The organism is Pandoraea sp. E26 (assembly GCF_000681415.1).
Classification (GTDB): Bacteria; Pseudomonadota; Gammaproteobacteria; order Burkholderiales; family Burkholderiaceae; genus Pandoraea; species Pandoraea pnomenusa.
In genome coordinates, this window is sequence record NZ_AYXJ01000012.1 from 1 (window position 1) to 20,822 (window position 20,822).

The 20,822-nt window shown below is 61.3% G+C and carries 10 protein-coding genes, 1 tRNA gene and 1 pseudogene; 5 read left to right on the plus strand and 7 right to left on the minus strand.

Annotation, left to right across the window (positions count from 1 at the left end):
- Positions 1–153 precede the first annotated feature (153 nt).
- Positions 154–276, plus strand: a pseudogene (locus W930_RS29565) (integrase core domain-containing protein); the annotation flags it as partial.
- A gap of 81 nt (positions 277–357) precedes the next feature.
- Here the strand turns inward: W930_RS29565 and W930_RS0109330 are convergent.
- Entirely contained in the window at positions 358–642 is a 285-nt protein-coding gene (locus W930_RS0109330; RefSeq protein ID WP_023595201.1) for a hypothetical protein, read from the minus strand.
- The gene (locus W930_RS26785) at positions 642–9,872 is read right to left on the minus strand and encodes a hemagglutinin repeat-containing protein (RefSeq protein ID WP_051610638.1); all 9,231 of its coding nucleotides are present in this window, start codon (positions 9,870–9,872) and stop codon (positions 642–644) included. The genes W930_RS0109330 and W930_RS26785 overlap by 1 nt, the downstream gene beginning before the upstream one ends.
- Before the next feature lie 393 nt (positions 9,873–10,265).
- Between W930_RS26785 and W930_RS0109340 the strand changes: the two genes are divergently transcribed.
- Positions 10,266–12,035: a ShlB/FhaC/HecB family hemolysin secretion/activation protein gene (locus W930_RS0109340; protein ID WP_023871780.1), complete on the plus strand. Its 1,770-nt coding sequence runs from the start codon at positions 10,266–10,268 to the stop codon at positions 12,033–12,035.
- Positions 12,036–12,210: 175 nt separating this feature from the next.
- Here the strand turns inward: W930_RS0109340 and W930_RS0109345 are convergent.
- Positions 12,211–12,287 (minus strand) — tRNA-Pro (locus W930_RS0109345).
- Positions 12,288–12,466: 179 nt separating this feature from the next.
- Between W930_RS0109345 and W930_RS0109350 the strand changes: the two genes are divergently transcribed.
- Entirely contained in the window at positions 12,467–12,943 is a 477-nt protein-coding gene (locus tag W930_RS0109350) for a histidine phosphatase family protein (RefSeq protein WP_023871781.1), read from the plus strand.
- A gap of 209 nt (positions 12,944–13,152) precedes the next feature.
- Positions 13,153–13,980 carry a GNAT family N-acetyltransferase gene (locus W930_RS0109355; RefSeq protein ID WP_023871782.1) on the plus strand — a complete coding sequence of 276 codons (828 nt, stop codon included), beginning with the start codon at positions 13,153–13,155 and terminating at the stop codon, positions 13,978–13,980.
- Between the two features lie 128 nt (positions 13,981–14,108).
- Here the strand turns inward: W930_RS0109355 and ppx are convergent, their stop codons facing one another.
- Complete coding sequence (gene ppx / locus W930_RS0109360; RefSeq protein WP_023871783.1) at positions 14,109–15,623, minus strand: exopolyphosphatase; 1,515 nt, start codon at positions 15,621–15,623, stop codon at positions 14,109–14,111.
- A 152-nt stretch (positions 15,624–15,775) separates the two neighbouring features.
- On the opposite strand from ppx, the gene ppk1 reads away from it, so the two are divergent.
- Positions 15,776–17,890, plus strand: a complete 2,115-nt coding sequence (gene ppk1, locus W930_RS0109365) for a polyphosphate kinase 1 (RefSeq protein WP_024788458.1) — start codon at positions 15,776–15,778, stop codon at positions 17,888–17,890.
- A 39-nt stretch (positions 17,891–17,929) separates the two neighbouring features.
- Here ppk1 and phoR read toward each other — a convergent pair whose 3' ends face one another.
- The 3 genes from phoR to phoU form a co-directional block, all read right to left on the minus strand.
- Positions 17,930–19,255 carry a phosphate regulon sensor histidine kinase PhoR gene (gene phoR, locus W930_RS0109370; protein ID WP_023595195.1) on the minus strand — a complete coding sequence of 442 codons (1,326 nt, stop codon included), beginning with the start codon at positions 19,253–19,255 and terminating at the stop codon, positions 17,930–17,932.
- 106 nt (positions 19,256–19,361) lie between these two features.
- On the minus strand, positions 19,362–20,066 hold the full coding sequence (gene phoB, locus W930_RS0109375; RefSeq protein WP_023595194.1) for a phosphate regulon transcriptional regulator PhoB: 705 nt from the start codon (positions 20,064–20,066) through the stop codon (positions 19,362–19,364).
- A gap of 33 nt (positions 20,067–20,099) precedes the next feature.
- A complete protein-coding gene (gene phoU / locus W930_RS0109380; RefSeq protein ID WP_023595193.1) occupies positions 20,100–20,807 on the minus strand; it encodes a phosphate signaling complex protein PhoU in 708 nt (235 codons plus the stop codon).
- Between the last annotated feature and the right edge of the window lie 15 nt (positions 20,808–20,822).

A 20,822-nucleotide genomic window follows, 5' to 3' on the forward strand; every position in this document is an offset into this window, starting at 1 on the left:
GATGGCTTCGGCCGTCATCGGACCATTGCCGAACTGCTCAAGCAGCTCCGCGGGAATTGCCGGCAGCTCTGCCAGCGGGGCTTTCGGTTTGCGAGGCATACATTCTCCTTGGGAGCATCATATGCCTTGAACACGAAATTACTGACAGGCCCAGCGAAAGCGACTATCGAGGCATGGCGCGGGGACTACAACGAGAGTCGGCCTCACTCAGCTCTCAAAGAGCTGGCGCCAGCCGAATTCGCCCGACAATTGGTGTTTTTACCCGGGCCGACTTGACCCGATACGCCGAAAAACTCGCTCTGGATTTGGCACAGAAAACCCAAGCGGATCAGGAACTACTACACGTCTGATAACACGCTATCGAGAGATATTTTCGCTTTTAAGATCCAGCCCTCTCAGAAGAGTTTCAAACTGCATGAGTCGCTCCGTTAATATATCAAAACTTTGAATATCCGATTCAAATATCCACCGAGTCAACCCCAAATCTCGAGGCTGATTGACTCTCCCCGCCTTAGCGTCAGAAATAGCCTCCACTAACGTTGGATACTGGTCCAACCAATCAACGTCGCTACTATTCCCGAGATTTTTTTTAATTTCCACCTCGAGCAGTTCCGCGTACTTCTTGAGTTTGATTTCGTCCATCAACGTAGCCCCCTTATTTCGCCAATCTTATTCGCGTTCGGATCAGTCCACTGACTACGATTTGGCACCAGCACCTGCTGACTGCCACCCACCGCAGAATATGCTCCTTGCTTAATCGGTGCGATCAGACTTGTAAATACTGTGGGCATTGACCCCGGTTGAGGAGTCATTGAATAAACATCAAACCCCAATTGCGAGCCACGAATCGCTTGCTCTGCGGGCAAGCCGAGCTTCGCTGCAATCATGTCTGGCGGGAGTTTAGATAACGAATCATATTCCGCTCTCGTCATAAAGTATGGTGAAGTATTTTTTATCACGTCGCCACCTCCAATTGCCTTTGGCACGATCTTGATCAATTCAGTATCAGAGCTAGCAGTAAGTGCAGTTGGCAACGTCGTCCCCGTATTGATCAGATTTTGTGCAAAACCTTGAGCCTTGTCTACAGGCAATCCTGCCGCCACGTACGCGTCGACAATTGCCTGTGCCTGTGATGTCTGCATCACCGCGGTGGTCGGTTGCACCCCCTGCGCAATGAACTTTTCGTTGGTATAGGTCAATCTGGCCGCATCGTTTAACGCCGACGCTTGTTTCCCTGCTTGATTCCCCACAATTGCCCCGGTCGACGCAGCACCTAGGGTCAATGCTGCGTAGGTAAGTGCCGCCGTTCTCGGACCTAACCCAAGACTCTGTAATGCTTGCTCACCATATGTGGAGGCAACATTGCCGTCGATGAGTTGATTAAACCCAGCCTTTGAATAGTCCAAAGCAGCTACAGCGATCACTGCTCCGGCTCCACAAGCCACTAGGCTCGAGCAACTTGCGCCTAAGGATGCGGCAGCCATCGCCGCGTTTGTCACTCCTTGAACGGCCCCAACGGCCCGGTTGCTGATTTGGTATCGGTCATATTTATCATTGAGAATGTCAACTGAAGTGTAGCCTTCAAATGCACCGGCTCGCTTCAACAAGTCTTGCTCAGAGGTATATTTACCCCCATCAAGTTGGAGCTTAAGCAATACGATTTTGTTGGGATCACTATCAGGAACACCATCCGCGCAGCGGACCAGCGCGCAACTCGCTGCAGCCAACCTATACTGCTCCTCTGGTGACTTCCCCTGCTGCAACTGCTTAAGTTTCTGCTCCTCTGTCGGATGCAACTGCCGGTTGAACCGATCAACATTAAACCCAGCAAACGCCCCAGAACTTCCCCCGGCCGCCGCGCCAACTACTGTGCCAACGCCCGACGCCACGATCTGCGCTAGCGCCTGATCGACATCAGCGTTCCCAGTCGGATGCGAATCTCTGATCTTGTCGCTCAGATCATTGAGCTCCTTACCCAGTTTCGATGTCAGGCCCGCGCCCAGCGCGCCGCCGAGTGCGTTTCCGCCACCCAGGCCCGCCACGATTGCTCCACCTGCCGCGTGCATCGCTGTGCGATAATCGCCTCCCTCAGCCCAGTCTTTCGCCTCCTGTTCGTACTGGGCCTTCAGCTCTGGATCGCTGGTCTTTTTCGCCAGGTCCCCCGCTTCCTTTGCCTTCTTGTCGGCATAAGTCCCAATATCCCGCGCCACTGCCTCCCCAGCAGCCGTCGCCGCCGCCATCAGTCGTGACTGATCGCCCAGCAGTTTCTGCAGGTCCGGTGTACGGGTCACCGTTTCGTTCAGGTTTGACGTATCGCGGTTCAGGCTTGCGAGGTCTTGTGTCTGGCTTGAACCGTTCGTCAGCGTGATGCTGCCGTCGCTTACGGCACTACGCGTGGTGCCACGCTCGCTACCGCTTTCGGACTGAGGCAGCATCGGCGAAATGCCGCCCGTGTTCTTGCCGGACGAAGGCCCCGTCCTGCGCTCGTTCGCGCCGCCGTTGCCAACCGTGAACCCGCCACCGAAGCCGAAACTGTTGGCGCTGTAGTCCGAGTGGTTTTCGATATCGGAGAACGTCAGTGTCCCCGTCGTTAGCTGGTTCTTCGATGGGGCGGCAGTACTCGCGATGTACGCTCCCTTCAGATCCGTATTCCCCGCCACATTGACGTCGAACCCGCCAGTCCCCGCCTGAATCCCCGACTGCTCGACCACACCCGCGTAGTTCCCGCTTGCGTTGCCGCGCGAGTAACTGAAACTGCCGGATGCTCCTCCCATACTGACACTCAGCCCACCCCCCATGCTTTCCTGATGCGCGGAACTCTCGCTGGTGTCCTGCACGCTCGCAATGTTCAGATTACCGCCCACACGCGCAATCACCTTATCGGCATTCACGTTCGCGCCGACGATGTTCGTGTCGCCACCGCTCACAATCACGGCGGTGTTGCTCGCATTAATGTGGGAGTTGTTCTGGAACGTCGAATCCGAGTTCGCATCGCCGCTGGACTTCGAGAACGACGCCGACGCGCCCCAACCACTCGTGCCATACGACACGCCGAAGCTGCCGCTCTTCGACTCGTTCTCGCTGCGTGTCGACTCCGTGTCCTTGCTGCTGAGCACGTTGACCTGGTTATTCGCTTGCAGTAGAACGTCCTTTGCATCGATGTTCGAGCCAACGATGTTGACGTTGCCTTTCCCCGATGCAGCATCCCCAGTCGCAATGAACGCCGCAGTACCGCCCGCCTTGATGTTGCTCGACACGTTCTTCGTGCTATCGACGGATGACGTCGACCGACTGCTCGACGAACCCCAACTCAGCTCGATTTTCGCTTCAGGCGTTTTTCCGGCTGCGAGCGCACCGAGCGCACCGTTGGCCTCTCCCAGCGCCCCCACGGCGCCGCTCGCAGCGGCATATCCGCGCAAAGCGGACACCCGTGCGTCGCCGCCAGAATTTGCCGCTGCACTTACCTGATTGGTGACATTTTGAATCGCATCGATCACCGGCGATTTCACCGCAAGCGTGAAGCCCGAACTCTTGAACTCATGCGTCTCGTCGTGATGCTCGCGCTCCACCGCCGACTCGATCGTGACGTTTTGACCAATGCCGGTGATGTCCTTGCCCGCCATAATGTCGCTTCCGCGAACCAGCAGGTCGTTGCCTGCCACCATGCTGACGTTGCCATTCAGGCTGCCCACCAAGCTCCCTGTCTGCGTCACACTGCTGTCGTTGGTCCAGTCGCGTTGCTCGTTCTTTCCGTACGAAATCCCCGCACCTCCCGAAGATCCCAAGCCCGAGCTCTTCTTCTCATAGAAGGTGCTGCTCTCGCTCACGTTCTCCGCCGTCTCGATGCGAAGGTCTCGCCCCGCCTGCAGCGCGACGTCGTTGGTGCCCACCACCGTCGATCCGCTGACAATGAGATCCTTGCCTGCCGCGATACCTACCGAATCGCCCGACACCGTCGAGCCCACGGCAATCGTCTTATGCGAGCGCGCTTCCGACGTCTCCTCCGTCTTGGAGAGGAACCCGGAACTACTGTCGTGTTGCCAACTACTACTGTCGTGCGTCTCAGACACCGTGCCTATCTTGACATCCCCCGTGGCAGCCAACGCCACAGTGCCGGTCCCTTGCGATGACACCGACGAGCCAAGCACCGTCAGATTCCCCGACCCGGACGATGCTGCAACCGGACTGACCTGATAAGCGCCAAGTACACCGTTGACCGCACTCGTCTGGCCTGCGCCGATCAGCACATTGTTACCCGCACTTACAGAGGCGCCATTCGCGGCTTCGTCGAACGACGACTTCGTGAACTGCAGCGAACCGCCGAACGAACGCTCGTCGTGCGCGTGCGAATCCTTAACGGCAGTGATCGTGACATCGTTGCCCGCAAGAACGGACGCGCTCCCTCCCGCAGCAATCGTCGCACCGCTTAACGTCGTGTCGCGGCCGGAAGCGGTCGCCAGGTTTCCACCTGCCGAGATCGCGCTGCCAACTTGCTGGGTAACGACATCGTGCCCGCCGTTCTGGCCGTCGCTGGTGCCGACAGTCTGCGATTGCGTCAACGCGACCGTATTCAGGTTGACGTCCCGGCCAGCGGCGACCATCACCGCGCCGTCGCTCGCAATCGCACCCGCGTTAAGCGTTACGTCGCGATCCGCGACGACGGTCGCGCTGTTCGACGCAGAGATAATCCCGACCGCGCCCACGCCCGTTGCGGTCGCCTTCGACGTAAAGTCGCCGGTATCGGTCCCCGCCGTCTGTATGAGCGTGGTCGATTCGTTAATGACGTCACGACCGGCCTTCACCACGACATCCTTGCCGCCGATGCGACCGCCGGTGTTACGAATGTCGCCAAGCGACGTCAGCGAGGTCGTGCCGCCACTGCCCATCACCCCGAGGTTGACGATGGCGTCGCCCAGAATCGTCGTCGCGGTATTGCTGACGATCTGGCCACTGTTCTGTACATCGCCCGTCGCAGCCAACTTCACGCTGCCGCCAACGACCAGCGCACCAGTATTCGTCAGATCGACGGTGTTGGCCTGCGCCAGATACACCTGCGGGACCAGCACCGACTGAACGGACCCATCTGGCAGCGTCACGTCTTGCGAGACCAGCCACACCATGTCGCTGGTCAGTTGCTTCATCTGCGCTTCCGACAAAGCCACGCCAACGTTCAACCCGAACTGCTTTCCGTACGTCACACCGTTGTTGAGTAACGCCGTGTACTCATCGAGATAATTGGTGTAACCCGCGAGCAATGTCTTGCCCGTGAGCGCCGTAATCTGATCCCGCACCAATTGCGTTTCATAAAAGCCGTCGCCGATGCGCTTCTGCGTTGTCTGCGGATCGAGATTCAGTCCAGTGAGCATGTAGTCGCTGGAGATGAACTTGCCGTAATCGGTGAAACGCGAATCGGTGGCGACGAGATAGGTTTGCCCCGGTGCCGAGCGCAATTGGAACAGCGCGTTTTTTGGCAACGTCAGGCCGGGAATCGCCTGGGCAGATGACCCAAGCGTCTGACGATTGGCCACCGCACCCGACAGGTTGCCCAACTGCGTGCCGGTCGCATTACCACCAGTCACGCCTGCGCTACCCACCGTATTACCGGATCGGTCCACACTCGACACCGTGATGTTCCTGCCGCTGGATTGCACCGACTGATTGCCCACGGCAATCGCGGGAAGCGACGCAAGTGTAGTCGGCGGCAACGGCGTGACGGGATAGGCCACCGTCTGCTGATCGCTGTCGCCACCCGATTTCTGATGCCAGTAGAAAGTCGACGTCTGCGTTTGCGTCACCGTCTCCTGCAACGTGATGCCAACGTCGTTGACAGACCCACCGGTCGCCCGTCGAATCAGATCGCCCCCTGCCGTCATCGTCGACGACTGGTTGTTGATCGCACCGCCGTCGGCATTGATGCGAATCGATCCCTGCGCTTGCAGCTTCGCCTCGGGAGATGCGCTGATGAGTTCGTCGCGCGTTCGCGTCGTCGTGACGACGCGCGCGATTTCGTTGTAGTCGCGCTGATCGATCCCCAGATCGCCACGCGAGATCGCCTGATCCGGCCGGATCATCGTATTCGGATCCCAATCCGGCCAGAACACGACACGGTAACTGTCCGCGTTATCGACGATGCTGTTGAAGTACTGCGTCGGGTTCGTGCCGACGTCGCGCGTCTTGGTGGTCGACGCGCACTGGCCATGATCGTCGCACGGCCCCTGGCCTTGCGTCGTCATGTCCTGATACGACTCTTCGAGCGGCTTCGTCAGACTGAAGGTCTTCGCCGCAAGATCCAAATTCGTCACCTGAGACTTTGGAATGTCGACAGCCAACGGTCTGGCAAGCGTCTGCAGCAACGATGACGATATCGGCGCTCTGCCCCCGCTCCAGAACCATTCTGGGAACGTCAGGCTCATGTGCATCATCGTTTCATCGCCACCGGTCAGCCCCGCAGTGTAGAGACTGAAGCTCTGCGTCGTGGATTGTGGCGTTCCCGGCTGTGTCACGATGCTGGTGCGCGAGTTGTTGATGACGCGCGCCGCAATGTCCAGATTGCCGTCGGCAACGATGCTGGCCGAACGGTTGGTCAGCAACGCCATCTGATTGGCGAGCAGCCCCTGCCCGTCGCGTGTGCCGTCACGCGCAATCTCGATGTCGCCCATGCTGTAGAGCAATGCTCCGTCGTAGTTGGAGACGGAGTTCGACGCATATAACGCGAGTCGCCTCGCGCCCCCCATAATCGCCGACGCGCTGTTGTTCTCGATATCGACGGCATTGATCTGCACATCGTTGCCCAGCACACCATAGCCATTGAAGAAGTAGTTCGCCTTGAGTCGAACGGTATCGCCGCCGATGCTGCCCGAGTTGGAGAACAGGCCCGCAGCACTCAGTTGTGTCGTCGCCGCATTGATCGAGCCATTCGCGCTATTGACGATCTGGGCGGCTTGTACGTCGAGTGTGCCGGGTGCCGTGAGCGTGCCATCGTTGGTGAAGCGCCCCGTCGACGTGAGCTTGAGCATGCCGTCTGCGCGCAGACGATTGGCGGATGCGTTCACGTAGTCGCCAACGGCAGCAAGCGTCAGATTGCGACCGGCCGTCATATGTCCGGCACCGTTCATGGCACCGCCCACGCCCACGTCGCGGTTCGAACGGATGATGCCGCTTGCGTTATCGAGCGAAGCGACCTGCAACGAGACGTCGCCGCGACTTTCGATGGTGCCGCCCGCATTGTTCAAGCGTGCGGTGGCTTGCGTCGCCGTGAGCGAGTTACCGCCGAACAACTGCCCCGCCGAGTTGTCGAGCAAACCGACCACACCCAGCAGAACGTCTGCACCGCCAATGATCTTGCCGCCGGCGCTGTTGCTCAGCGACGCCGCATTGACGCTCAGTTTGCCGTTGCCACCGATCGTTCCTCCGGCATTGCCCACGTCCCGAGCTGCCGTTACAGAAGTATCGCCATCGCCGGCATTCGTCAGTTGCCCGGTGGCATTCACGAGGCTACCGACGGTCACCGTCAGTGCATCGTGCGCGCCATTGGCACTGATACGACCGCCGGTATTGGTGAGCGTACCGTTAGCATCCAGCTTGACGGTGCCCCCCGACTGCATCGATCCCGCCGTGTTGTAGATGTCGGTGCTCGCCGAAACCGTCAGACTATTCGCGCCATACACCGCACCGCCACTACGATTGACGATGTTCGCAGCGGCGGTAAGCCACACGGAATCGCCCGCACTCAGCTCGCCGCCCGTGTTATCGATGCGCGCCGCCGAGATCCGAAGCGCGCCCAGACTTCCCAGCAGACCGGTCAAGTTTGTGACGTCACCCGTCGACACGACCGACAAGGTGCCGCTGCCGAGATGGCTGATCTTCCCCTGATCGTTGACCAACTGTCCGACGTTCAGTGTCAGCCCGCTGGCCTTGGTTGCCACCGTGCCTGCATTGTTGTCCAGCACCCCACCGACTTTGACGGTCTGCGCCGAATCGCCGTACTGCTTGATCTCTCCCGAACGGTTTGACGCATCCCCCAACACTGTCAGCGACAGGGTGCCCGCGTCGATCAGTCCATGATCGTTGACGAGTTGCCCGGCGCGAAGCGTCGATGTCGTCGCGGAAATCGCGCCCTGACGATTGGTCAGAACACTGTCGACGCTCACGTCGATTTTCTCGCTGGAAAGTGCTCCGTTAGTGTTGTCCAGTTGTCCGGACGTAAGGGTCATCGTCGTCCCGGCGACGAGTTGCGCAGCATTGATCAGCGAGCCGGCATGCAGACGCAGGTCGCCGTTGGTGCCGATGACCCCGCCGGGGGCACCGAGTCCGTTCGTGCCCGCCGCGTTACGCAATTCGCCGTCGATATCGATGGATGTTCCGTCGCCGCCGAGCGATACCACACGCCCGGCGGTGTTGTTCAGCGATGCGCCCCTGACCTTGAGAAGCCCGCCCGATTGAAGCAACCCGCGCTGGTTATCGAGACTTCCCCCGGTGACGTCGAGTCGCGTTCTCGCGGCCGTTTGTGCGTCGGTGTTGTCGATACGGCCTAGCGCCGCCAACGTGATCGTGTCGGCCGACAATACGCCATTGGCATTGAGAAGGCCTTGCGCGGCCTTCACACTCAGCGCGTTGGACGCCGTGACAATGGCGCGTTGAAGATCGATATCGCCCGCCCGCGACGTCAGCGACAAGCTTTGACTCGCATCCGTACGACTGCCGGACAGGTCCAGCGCACCGGCAACGAACGTCATATCGCCGCGCGCGACGTTGCGCCCCGTCGCGATCACCTTTCCGGAGGCCGTCACGCTCAGATTGCCCGCGAGCGTCGCCTGCCCCGTGGAATCGATACCGGCACCGAGTGTGCCGCCCGACGTCAGACCGGCGGCCTGCGCGATGAGATTGCCCGCTGCGCTCAGCACACCGCTGTTATCGAGCAGGCCGCCTGTGCGGATGTCAGTCAATCCGCCCGCGTAGACACTACCCCGATTGTCGATGCCTGTCAGGGCGTTGAGGCGCGCATTGCCCGTTGCATCAAGCTTCCCGGTCGTGACAAGCTTACCCTCGGTCGTCAGCGTCAGATCGCCGGCCTGCGCCGCAATCACACCCTTGTTGGAGACGCCGACGCCGTTCTCGGTGCCCACGAGAAAGATGCGTTGCGCGTACATCCCGCCCAACTGGCCGACGTCCACGGCCACATCGGGCGCAGCACCGTCACCGGTTGTCTTCTGCAACGCGAGGGTCTCGTGATCGACGCGATTCGCGCCCGTCACCACATTCAGTTGCTTGGCATGCAACGCAGCGTTGACCTGTACGGCACGTGCGATGAGGTCAACCTGATCGACATTCGCCGCGTTCAGCCCGTCTCCCTGAACCACCAGACGCCCGCCGTTGACCTGATAGCCAGCGAGGCTGCCGTCCGCACCCATGATCGGAATACCGGTGGTCAGCACCGCACGCGTGGTGTTGATGAACCCCCCACCGTCGACCATGATTCCCGCGCTGTTCGCCACAACGACTTGCGCGGCCTTGCCCGCGACTTCGAGATAACCCCGTAGCTGACTCGGGGAATTGCTGTTGACCTGATTCAGGATCACGCGCGCAGCCTGATCCCGAGCGAGATTGGGGTTGCCGTTGACGTACCCCGCTTGCTGTGTGTTCACGATCGTCGGCGAGTTGTTCAGGATGACGCCCTGACGCGGCACGTCGAACTGCGAATAGACGTTTTTTGAAACGCCCGCAGCGGTAGGTGTGGTGATATTGACCTGCTGCAAGCCATTGGCAGTCTGCACGACATTGGGACCACCCGGCGCTGCAACTACCTGCGCCCGAACCGAAATCGGCGCAATGATCTGCGCAAGCACCAGCGCGCGGATCAGGCCGTGCTGCAACCCAGTTTCCAAGGCACTCCCCTGAAGCGCGCCCCGCACGCGCCGATTCGTGTGTGTTTTCATCTGATCTTTGTGCGACTGTCTTTTTCTATTTGCCTCTTCCCGATGCTCTACATTTATCGCAAAAAACTTCGCATGCCGAATATTACTAAATTTTTCATGATCAGTTCCCTATGCAAAACCATCTTCCGAAAAGTGATCAATGGCGGTAACATCCAAAAAAAGCTAATAGTCCGAATGAATATCGCCGGGGATACCAATGCGCTTCGACACCTGATTCGGGGTCGTTAAGTAGGACACGCCTCCTTTCTTTGACATCGCTTTTCGATCTACAACTTCGGGTCAGGCTGGCGCTCGTCTTGTCTCCGCGATTCCTTTTTCCGTTGCCTCGCAATGAATTTCGCATCACGTTGGTCAACCGCACAGTTTTGTCGCCTGCTTCCAGCTCTGCTCTCGCTTCCGCTGTCATTCGAGGCTGTGGCACAAACGTCGCCTGCGCCGGCCGTCGATGCGGCTGCGTCGAATGCGCGACAACAGCAACTGCTCGAGCAGCAACGTCAGGCACAGGAGCGCGCCGCCGCGATCAATACGCCAACGGTGCGCTCGGCACTCCCCGCTGCAGACGGCTTCCCGGCGCTTCCCGTGGAGTCCCCATGTTTTCCGATCGAGAGGTTTTCGCTGCACGTTCCCGAGAAACTCCCGCAACGTGCGCAAGCCGCTGGTGCGTCATCGCTTTCTCTTGATCCATTTGCGTTCGCAACAGACTGGCTCGCGCACTATCGAGGCGAATGCGTCGGCCGAGAGGGCATTGCAGCGATAACGGCGGGGCTCTCTAAGGCGATTCTGGCCAAAGGCTATGTGACGACACGCGTTCTCGTGCCCGAGCAGGATCTGACGACCGGAGAACTGAAGCTCATGCTCGTTCCCGGCATCATCGGGGACATCCGCTTCTCCGATGCCTCGCAATACGGCACGTGGCGTACGGCATTCCCCACACGCCCGGGCGATCTCCTCGAACTGCGCGACCTCGAGCAGGGGCTTGAGCAGATGAAGCGCCTTGCCAGCCAGGACGTGACGATGCAGATCGTGCCGACGCAAGCCCCGGGCGAGAGTGATGTCGTCATCGACGTCAAGCGAACAAAGCGATGGAGCGTTGTCGCCTCGGTCGACAACTCAGGATCTCGCGATACAGGGAAACTACAGGGCAGCCTCGCCCTCGGCATCGACAATCCCCTGGGTCTGAACGACATCCTGAATGTCGGCGCGACACATGATCTGTCGTTCGCTGACAAGCGCTTCGGATCGAACGGGTGGAATGCTTTCTACTCGATTCCGTGGGGATTCTGGACTGCTACAGTGGCGGCCTACGCCAATCGGTATAACCAGCAAATCGCAGGCGTGAACGACACTTTCGTCACGCGTGGACAGTCGCAGAATCTCGATTTCAAACTGTCGCGAGTCCTTCAGCGCAGCCAGAGCAATGTGCTGAGCGCGCACGTCCGGTTAAGCAAGCGCTTTGGACGCAGCTTCCTCGAGGACGCTGAAATCGATCAGCAGTACCGGAACAACACTTTCATCGAGTTCGGGATTTCGGATCGTCACCACATCGGCGGCGGGCAATTCGACAGCACCCTTGCTTATCGGCAAAGTGTGTCGGGGCTCGGGGCGGCGCCGGATAACGCCCCGCCCGGCACGCCGACGTATCGCTTCAAGATGGCGGTACTTGACGCCAACCTGTCACTGCCGCTCGGTCAATTGCCACTTCGCTACGTCACGACATTTCACGGGCAATTCACCGGCGACGTGCTGCACTACATCGACGATATGAGTATCGGTAGCCGTTATACGGTTCGTGGATTTGACGGTGAATCGTCCCTTGCTGCGGAAAAAGGCTTTTACTGGCGCAACGAATTGCAGTGGGCACCTGGCGCGTCTGGCGTATCGCTCTTCGCCGGGGTGGATTACGGCCGTGTCAGCGGTCCGAACGCGCAATACCTGGCCGGTACACAACTTGCGGGTGCGGTCATTGGCGTACGCGGCAATACCAGGCTCCCATTCGGCTTTGTCGCTGGTGAAGTCTTTGCCGGCACGCCAATCCATAAGCCAGCGTCCTTTCAGACAGCACACACCACAGTCGGATTCTCGCTTACCGCGCAGTTCTGATCGTCCATGCCTGCCGGCGAGTTGAGGGACGAAATGCGCATGAACCCGCCGATAACTGGATGAATCACCAGCACTGTTTGAGCACTGGATATTTGACGCACCGGGACAGGATCATGGATAAACGAAAAACGCCCCGATGGGGCGCTCCGTAACTGCTTGTACTGCAAGGTTTTTTTGGTCGGAGCGATAGGATTCGAACCTACGACCCTCTGATCCCAAATCAGATGCGCTACCAGGCTGCGCTACGCTCCGAGCAAAGAGATGAGATTCTAGAACGTTCGGCGCCCCGCGTCAAATCGACGCGCATCCCATGGGCAATTTCCTCTTTCCGGCTGGCACAATGACATTGTCGTTGCTGCACCGTCGACGGTCATCCCGCCGCCACGAAACCCCGCCATAGTGGGAGGTTCTCCATGTCCGAACCCGTGTCGATGAACCTGATTCTCTGGCGTCACGCCGACGCCGAAAACCTGCCTGCCACGCTGGCCACCAGCGCCCAGGCCGACCTTGCCCGCGAACTGACCGATCGCGGGCGCAAACAGGCCGAAAAATCCGCCCAGTGGCTGCGCGCCCGCCTGCCCGCCGACGCCCTCATCCTCTCCAGCCCCGCCGTGCGCGCCGTGCAAACGGCTCAGGCGCTCACCCCCACCCCGCGGATCGTGCGCGATCTCGCCCCAGGCGCCAACGCCATGACCCTGCTCGGCGCCATCCACTGGCCCGGCACCGCACAGACCGTCGTCGTCGTGGGCCACCAACCCGCCCTCGGACAACTCGCCGCCCTGCTGCTGAGCGGCCAGGAAGCTTACTGGACCATCAAGAAATCGGGCATCTGGTGGCTCGCCTCCCGCCGTCGCGAAGACGAAAGCCAGGTCGTCGTGCGCGCCGTCATCAACCCCGATCTGCTCTGAACCCGCCCGCCGCCGGCGGCGAACCGGCGGCCATCCCGCGCGAAAGGCCCCTCCCGAGCGCCTGCGCCAGCCCCGTGGAAGGTACGGAAAATGGGACCTGACTCATGACACTTGTGGTTTTGTCATAGAATTGTCGCCTACCGTTCACGGAATCGACATTGATGCTTTTTAAAGTACGTCGCAACGCGACCGTCAAAAAAAGGGCCTTTATGCGCGACCTGCCGAACCCCACCATGCCGCTCTCTTCGTTGACCCCCACGTCGCGGAGGCGTCTTCCTCGCCCTCAAACGCCTGTCAAACCGAATCTGGCTGTGGCGTGGGCACGCGACGAAAGCGAGCTTCGGGAAGCCCAACGCCTGAGATATCAGGTCTTCGCCGAAGAAATGGGCGCCTCGGTCAAAGGCCCGGCCGGTCTGGATGTCGACGAATACGACCAATATTGCGACCACCTGATCGTGCGCGATCAAGACTCGCTCAGGGTCGTCGGCACCTACCGCGTATTGCCCCCCGCACAAGCCAAACGCCTCGGACGTTTGTACTCCGAAGGAGAATTCGACCTCTCCCGCCTCGATCACCTGCGCCCGAAAATGCTCGAAACGGGCCGCTCGTGCGTGCACACCGACTACCGCAACGGCGCCGTCATCATGGCGCTCTGGAGCGGTCTGGCCGAATACATGCTGCGCAACGGCCTCGAAACGATGCTCGGCTGCGCCAGCGTGCCGATGGCCGACGGCGGGCACTACGCCGCCAGCCTGTACCGCAAGCTGCAAGGCGCCGCCATGGCCCCCTCGGAATATCACGCCGTGCCGCGCATCGCCTTGCCCGTCGACGAGCTGCAATCCACGCTCGACGTCGAACCGCCCGCGCTCGTCAAGGGTTATCTGCGCCTCGGTGCCCGCATCTGCGGCGCCCCGGCCTGGGACCCCGACTTCAACACCGCCGACTTCCTCACGCTATTCCGGCTGTCCGACATCAACCCGCGCTACGCGCGCCACTTCCTCGGACCCGAACTCGTCGGCAAGCTCCAGCAAGCCTGACAGACCTCTCCACCACGGCTTCCGCCCCCGCTACGGACAAAAAAATGCCCGGCTTCTGCCGGGCATTCTTTCATCGAGGGCCGCACATCGGTGCAGGTGCCCCTACGACGAGGCTTCGACGCAGTCGCTCAGGCGTAGACCACCTTGTAGCGCATGCCGATCTTCTCCCACTCCTGCGCCTCACGTTGCAGGCTGTAATCGGTCAACGGGTTGGCCTCGATCCATACACGCGGCACCGACACCTGGAAACCGTCACCCAGACGTTCGACCTCGATGCTGTCGGGTAGCGCGTCGGTTCGCCGACGACAGAACAGCACGGCCAGCCGCAGGCAGAACAGCAATTGCCAGTCGACCTGCTGCGCCTGCGCGGCGAGCTTGCCCAGCTTACCCACGTGCCCCAGCAGCAGCTCCGCCAGGCGCGCCTGATCGGGACGCGAAAACCCCGGCATGTCCGCGTTGCTGCCGATGTAGGCCGAATGCTTGTGATAGGCACTGTGAGAGATCGACAGCCCCATCTCGTGCAGCGACGCCGCCCAGCTCAGCAACGCCTCGTCGTCCTCGCGGCCGTCGTCGGCATCTTCGCCGGCGACCGGCAACTGACGGTACAGCGCAATGGCCAGGCGCCCCACTCGCTCGGCCTGCGCCCGATCCACGCCGTATCGCCGCACGAACTGCTCGACGGTCACCGCGCGCATGTCCTGGTGCTGGGTCCGCCCGAGCAGGTCGTACATCACGCCGAGACGCAGCGCGGCGTCGGTCGTCTCCATATGCTCGACTTCGAGTTCGTTGAAGACGGACAGCATGATGGACAGCCCCCCGGGCAGCACCGGAATGCGATCCTGCTTAAGTCCGGACAGCTTCAGGCGATTCGCGTTCTCGGCCTTGATGAGCGCGCGCTTGAGACGCTCGAGGCCGCCGCGTGTGAGACCGTGCACGCCGCCGTCATTGAAACCATTGGCCTCGAGCAGTTCGGCCAACGCGCGTGCCGTGCCCGACGAACCGATCGCCTGCGACCAGCCCGCATCGCGATACGGCGCGGAGATGATCTGAATCTCGCGACGCGCCGCCAGTTCGGCCTGCTTCATCGCATACTCGTCCACGTTGCCGCTCGGAAAGAACTGACGGCTGTGGCTCACGCAGCCGATATACAGGCTCTCCATGATGATCGGTTCGTAATCCTCACCGATGATGAATTCCGTCGAACCACCGCCAATGTCCACCACCAGCCGGTTGCCCGGGCAGGTCGGCACCGAATGCGCCGCGCCCGCATAGATCAGGCGCGCCTCTTCCCGTCCGGCAATCACTTCGATCGGAAAACCCAGCGCTCGCTGCGCCTCGCCCAGGAAATCCTGCGCATTCTTGGCCACGCGCAACGTGTTGGTCGCCACGGCGCGCACCTGGTCGGGATGAAAACCGCGCAGCCGCTCGCCGAAGCGCTTGAGCACGTCCCACCCACGTTGCTGCGACGGATGATCGAGGTATTTCTCGGCATTCAGACCGGCGGCCAGCCGCACCGGCTCGCGCAAGGCATCGACCTGATAGATCTGGGTGCCGGCGGAGGTTTCCTCCACACGTCCGATGATCAGGCGGAAGCTGTTCGAACCGAGATCGACGGCCGCTAGCAAGGGCGTTGGGGTACTCATGGGGAGGTGCGCCTGAGCGATGAGAGTCGGTAAACGCGATGCTTCACTTTAAATGCATGACGCGCACTCGACAAATAAATGACGAATACGTTACAAATCGTATATGACACGTCGTTGACAAATGTGAATGTCATATAACTGTAACAATACGGATGAAGAATTCACGCCAATCCCATGTCTTTCGCACGTTCAATATGAATTACCCGCTGCTCAATCGTGAGCTGGGCATCCTCGCATTCAACGAACGCGTGCTCGCCCAGGCGGCCGATCCGGCAACGCCATTGCTCGAGCGCCTGCGCTTCGTCTGTATCGTGAGCAGCAATCTGGACGAGTTCTTCGAAATCCGCGTCGCCGGACTGAAAGAGCAGATGCGCGAGAATCCGGGCATGCTCACGCCCGACGGCATGACGTTCCAGCAAGTTTACACGCAAGTCTGCGCCCGGGCACAGGCGCTCGTCGAAAAGCAATACGCGATGTTCGACAGCATTCTGCCGAAACTCGAGGCCGAAGGCATCGCCTTTCATCCGTCCGGCCAATGGAACGACGCTCAGGTCGAGTGGGCCCGCGACTACTTCCTGCGCGAACTGGTGCCGGTGCTCACGCCCATCGGCCTCGACCCCGCGCACCCGTTCCCGCGAGTCCTCAACAAGAGCCTGAACTTCGCCGTGGAGCTCGAAGGCAAGGATGCCTTCGGGCGCGACGCGGAACTGGCCATCGTCCAGGCCCCGCGTGCCCTGCCCCGCCTCGTGCCCATGCCGCCCGCGCTGGCCCCCCTGCCCAACAGCTTCGTGCTGCTCAGCTCGTTCATGCTGCGCTTCGCAAGCGAACTCTTCCCTGGCCTCACCGCCAAGGGTTGCCACCAGTTTCGCGTGACCCGCAACAGCGACCTGTTCGTCGACGAAGACGAGATCACGAACCTGCGCACGGCACTCCAGGGCGAACTTCCCGCCCGGCACCTCGGCGACGCCGTGCGCCTCGAAGTCGACGCGGGTGCGCCGTCGCGGCTCGTACGACGCCTGCAGACCGAGTGCGGCCTGTCCGACTCGGACTGCTACCGCGTCAAGGGCCCGGTCAATCTGGTGCGCCTCATGCCGCTCCCCGAAATGGTCGACCGCCCGGACCTCAAGTTCGTGCCGTTCGTGCCGGCATTGCCCAAGCGCATGACCGCCTCGCCCGCCATGTTCGACCTCATCGATCAGGGCGACCTCCTGCTGCACCATCCGTACGACAGCTTCCAGCCCGTGCTGGAGCTGTTGCTTCAGGCCGCCCGCGACCCGGACGTGGTGGCCATCAAGCAGACGATCTACCGCACCGGCAACGAATCCGCGCTCATGGACGCGCTCATGGAGGCGGCCCGCAACGGCAAGGAAGTCACGGTGGTCGTGGAGCTGCTCGCGCGCTTCGACGAAGAAACGAACATCAACTGGGCCGCACGCCTCGAAGCGGTCGGCGCGCATGTGGTCTATGGGGTGGTCGGCCACAAGTGCCATGCGAAGATGCTATTGATCGTGCGACGCACGCGTCAGGGCAAGAAGACGTATCTCAAGCGCTATGCCCACCTCGGCACCGGCAACTATCACCCGCGCACGGCCAGGCTGTACACGGACTTCGGGCTCATGACCGCGGACGAGACCCTGTGCGCCGACGTCCATGTAGTCTTCCAGCAGTTGACGGGCATCGGCCGCCAGACCCATCTCGACGGCCTGTGGCAATCGCCCTTCACGATGCACGCGCATCTGCTCGAGGCCATCCGCCGCGAGACGGAAGCGGCTGCCGCTGGCCGCAAGGCCCGCATCATCGCGAAGATGAACGCGCTGCTCGAGCCGACCATCATCGCCGAGCTGTACAAGGCGTCGCGCGCCGGCGTGAAGATCGACCTGATCGTGCGCGGCGTATGCTCGCTGCGCGCGGGCGTCCCGGGGCTCTCCGAGAACATCACCGTTCGCTCGATCGTCGGACGCTTTCTCGAGCACCATCGCATCTATTACTTCCATGCCGACGGTGACGAGCGCGTCATGCTCTCGAGCGCCGACTGGATGGAGCGCAATTTCTTCCGACGCGTGGAGGTGGCCTTCCCGGTGCGCGACAAGCGTCTGAAGGCGCGCGTGATTCGCGAAGGCCTGATGGTGCATCTGCGCGACAATACGGCGGCCTGGCTGATGCGCCCGGACGGCAGCTATGTTCGCCGCAAGCCGGGCAAGACCCCATTCAACAGCCAGATGGTGCTGATGCAGGAAATCGCGCAGCACGTACAGACCGGCAACTGAGCGCGTGCCACTGCGGCAGCGGCACGAACGCGCCGGCAATCACGCGGCCGACGCATCCACGGGGGCGCGATGCACCACGCGCGTGGGCGGGAAATGAATCGCGAACACGCTGCCCCGCCCCACCTCGCTCGTGACCTTCAGATCGGCCTGATGTCGGGTGAGCACGTGCTTGACGATGGCCAGTCCCAGACCGGTGCCCCCGGTATCGCGCGAACGGCTGCGGTCGATGCGGTAGAAGCGTTCGGTCAGCCGCGGAATATGCTCCGCGGGAATACCGAGCCCCGAATCCACGACGGCGAAACGCGCGCCGCCATCGGCGCTCGGCCCCCATTCGATCCGGATCTTGCCGCCCTGTGGCGTATATCGCACGGCATTGCTCACGAGGTTGCTGAACGCGCTGTGAAGCTCTCCCTCCGCGCCGCGAAGATCGATCCCCGGCGCCGCATCGACCTCGATCACGTGCTGCCCCTGCGAGAGCCCTTCCGCATCGCTTCGCAGCGAGCGCATCTGCATGCCCATGTCGATCCGGTCGTCCGCCGGTGGCTTGCCGCTGCCTTCGAGCTTGGCGAGCGTGAGCAGGTCGTTCACGATGTTCTGCATGCGTGAGGCCTGCTGCCGCATGATCTCGACGTAGCGCTGGATTTCCTCCGGCGACAGGGGCAACTCCCCGACGGTTTCAAGAAACCCCGAGAGCACGGTGAGTGGCGTCTTGAGTTCGTGCGAGACATTCGCCACGAAATCGCGCCGCATGGCGTCGGTGCGCTCGATGTCGGTCACGTCGAGCGAGATGATCAGCTTGCGGTTGTCCCCGTACGGAAACACCTGCATCGACAGCACATGGTTACGCTTGGCGCCCATGTTCGGCATGGTGAGCGCCTCGTCGTAGCGCTCCGATGCAAGGTAGTGCAAGAACGCCGGCGTGCGAAGCAAATGCGTGATCTGCTGGCGCAGGTCGCGCTTGGCGTCGATGCCGAAATGCACCTCGGCGATCGCGTTGCACCACTCGATCTGGTTCTGCTCGTCGAGCATGATCACGCCGTTGGGCGACGCCTGGATCGCCTGAATGAAGCGGGCGTGCTGTTGCTCCACCTGCTTGACCTGACTGTGCCAGCGTTTGGCGAGCTTGTGCAGCCGGTAGTAGATCTCGCCCCACAGGCCGATGGCGCTGGGGACTTCTCCGTAGACGGGGGCGTCGAGCAGACGCCAGAGACGCTGGGCGTGATAGACGTTGAACAGGAGCTGCGTCACCAGCAGCACGATGGCGGTGACGTAACCCGCGCTCGCGCCGAACAGCCAGCCGACGGCCACCGAAATGACCGCCTGCAGGATCAGGAACGCCAGCGCACGGGCCCAGATGATATTCATAGACGATGCACAGGAATTTTACCGCCCGGCGCCACCGGACGAGAGCGGCCTTGGCCCGGCAGGCGTCGGCCGCCGGGCGCGCGGTGCGCAGGCTCGGTTCGGTCCGTCAGACGGACTTCGTCAGGCGATAGCCGCTGCCGCGCACCGTCTCGATCATAGCATCGTGGCCCGCCGGCTTGAGCGCGGCGCGCAAACGCTTGATGTGCACGTCGACCGTGCGCTCCTCGACGAACACGTGGTCGCCCCACACCTGGTCGAGCAACTGCGAGCGGCTGTGCACGCGCTCGGGGTGCGTCATGAAGAAGTGCAGCAACCGGAACTCCGTGGGCCCGAGGTCCAGTTTGATGCTGTCGCCGCCGGCCTGGTGGCTCGTGACGCGGTGGGTTGCCGGGTCGAGCTTCAGGCCGTTCACGCTCACCACGTCCTCGGTGAGCTGCGGCGCACGCCGGCGAAGCACGGCCTTGATGCGCGCCATCAGCTCCTTCGGCGAGAACGGCTTGGTGACGTAGTCGTCCGCGCCGATCTCGAGGCCCATTACCTTGTCCTGCTCTTCGCTGCGCGCCGTGAGCATGATGATCGGCACGTGCTTGGTGCGCTCGTTCGCACGCAGCTCACGCGCGAACGTCACCCCCGACTTGCCGGGCAGCATCCAGTCCAGCAGCACCAGATCCGGCAGGACGTCACTGATCAACGTGAGCGCCTGCTCCGCGTTGTACGCCCGGATCGGATAATGACCCGCGTGTTGCAGATTAACGGAGATCAGCTCGGAAATCGCCGGCTCGTCTTCCACGATCAGAATGCTGCTGGGCATCGGTTCCTCTCAAACCTTCGGTGATGTCTGGCTTTACTCGCCTTGCACTTTGCGCTGCAGATCTTCGCGCGAAATGTGCCGGACGTCGGTGCCCTTGACAATGTAGATGATGAACTCCGCGATGTTCTTCGCGTGGTCGCCGATGCGCTCGACGGCCTTGGCGATGAACAGGAAATCCAGGCCCGCCGAAATGGTCCGCGGGTCTTCCATCATGTACGTGACCAATTTTCGCACGAAGCCACGAAACTCATTGTCGATCGCCTTGTCGTCGCGCACGATCTCTGCCGCGGCGACGATGTCCAGGCGGGCAAACGCGTCGAGCGTGCGGCGCAGCAATTGAGCCGCCATCTCGCCCGAGAGCTTGATCTCGGCAAAATTCACGCTCTGCGCGGCGCCGTCCTCGAGCAGATGGCGCGTGCGCTTGGCGATCTTCTCGGCTTCGTCGCCGGCGCGCTCCAGGTTGGTGATCGTCTTGGAGATCGAGAGCAGCAGACGAAGATCGCGCGCGGTCGGCTGTCGGCGGGCGATGATCTTGCTGCACTCCTCGTCGATCTCGACTTCCATCGTGTTCAGCCGCTGCTCGGTGGCGATCACTTCGTCCACGAGCGCGCGATCGAACGTGTTGAGCGCCTGCATGGCCGTCACGATCTGCGATTCGACCAGGCCGCCCATTTCGAGGACGCGCGAGCAAACCTGATTGAGGTCGGAGTCGAACTGGCTGGAAAGGTGTTTGTCGTTCATGTCGCTGATTTCCTC

Bases quoted from the DNA above. Each gene is read 5' to 3' on its own strand.
- W930_RS0109340 (WP_023871780.1), top strand. From the start codon at position 10,266: ATGAATTTCGCATCACGTTGGTCAACCGCACAGTTTTGTCGCCTGCTT.
- phoU (WP_023595193.1), bottom strand. From the start codon at position 20,807: ATGAACGACAAACACCTTTCCAGCCAGTTCGACTCCGACCTCAATCAG.
- W930_RS0109355 (WP_023871782.1), top strand. From the start codon at position 13,153: ATGCGCGACCTGCCGAACCCCACCATGCCGCTCTCTTCGTTGACCCCC.
- W930_RS0109330 (WP_023595201.1), bottom strand. From the start codon at position 642: ATGGACGAAATCAAACTCAAGAAGTACGCGGAACTGCTCGAGGTGGAA.
- W930_RS0109350 (WP_023871781.1), top strand. From the start codon at position 12,467: ATGAACCTGATTCTCTGGCGTCACGCCGACGCCGAAAACCTGCCTGCC.
- ppx (WP_023871783.1), bottom strand. From the start codon at position 15,623: ATGAGTACCCCAACGCCCTTGCTAGCGGCCGTCGATCTCGGTTCGAAC.
- phoR (WP_023595195.1), bottom strand. From the start codon at position 19,255: ATGAATATCATCTGGGCCCGTGCGCTGGCGTTCCTGATCCTGCAGGCG.
- phoB (WP_023595194.1), bottom strand. From the start codon at position 20,066: ATGCCCAGCAGCATTCTGATCGTGGAAGACGAGCCGGCGATTTCCGAG.
- ppk1 (WP_024788458.1), top strand. From the start codon at position 15,776: ATGAAGAATTCACGCCAATCCCATGTCTTTCGCACGTTCAATATGAAT.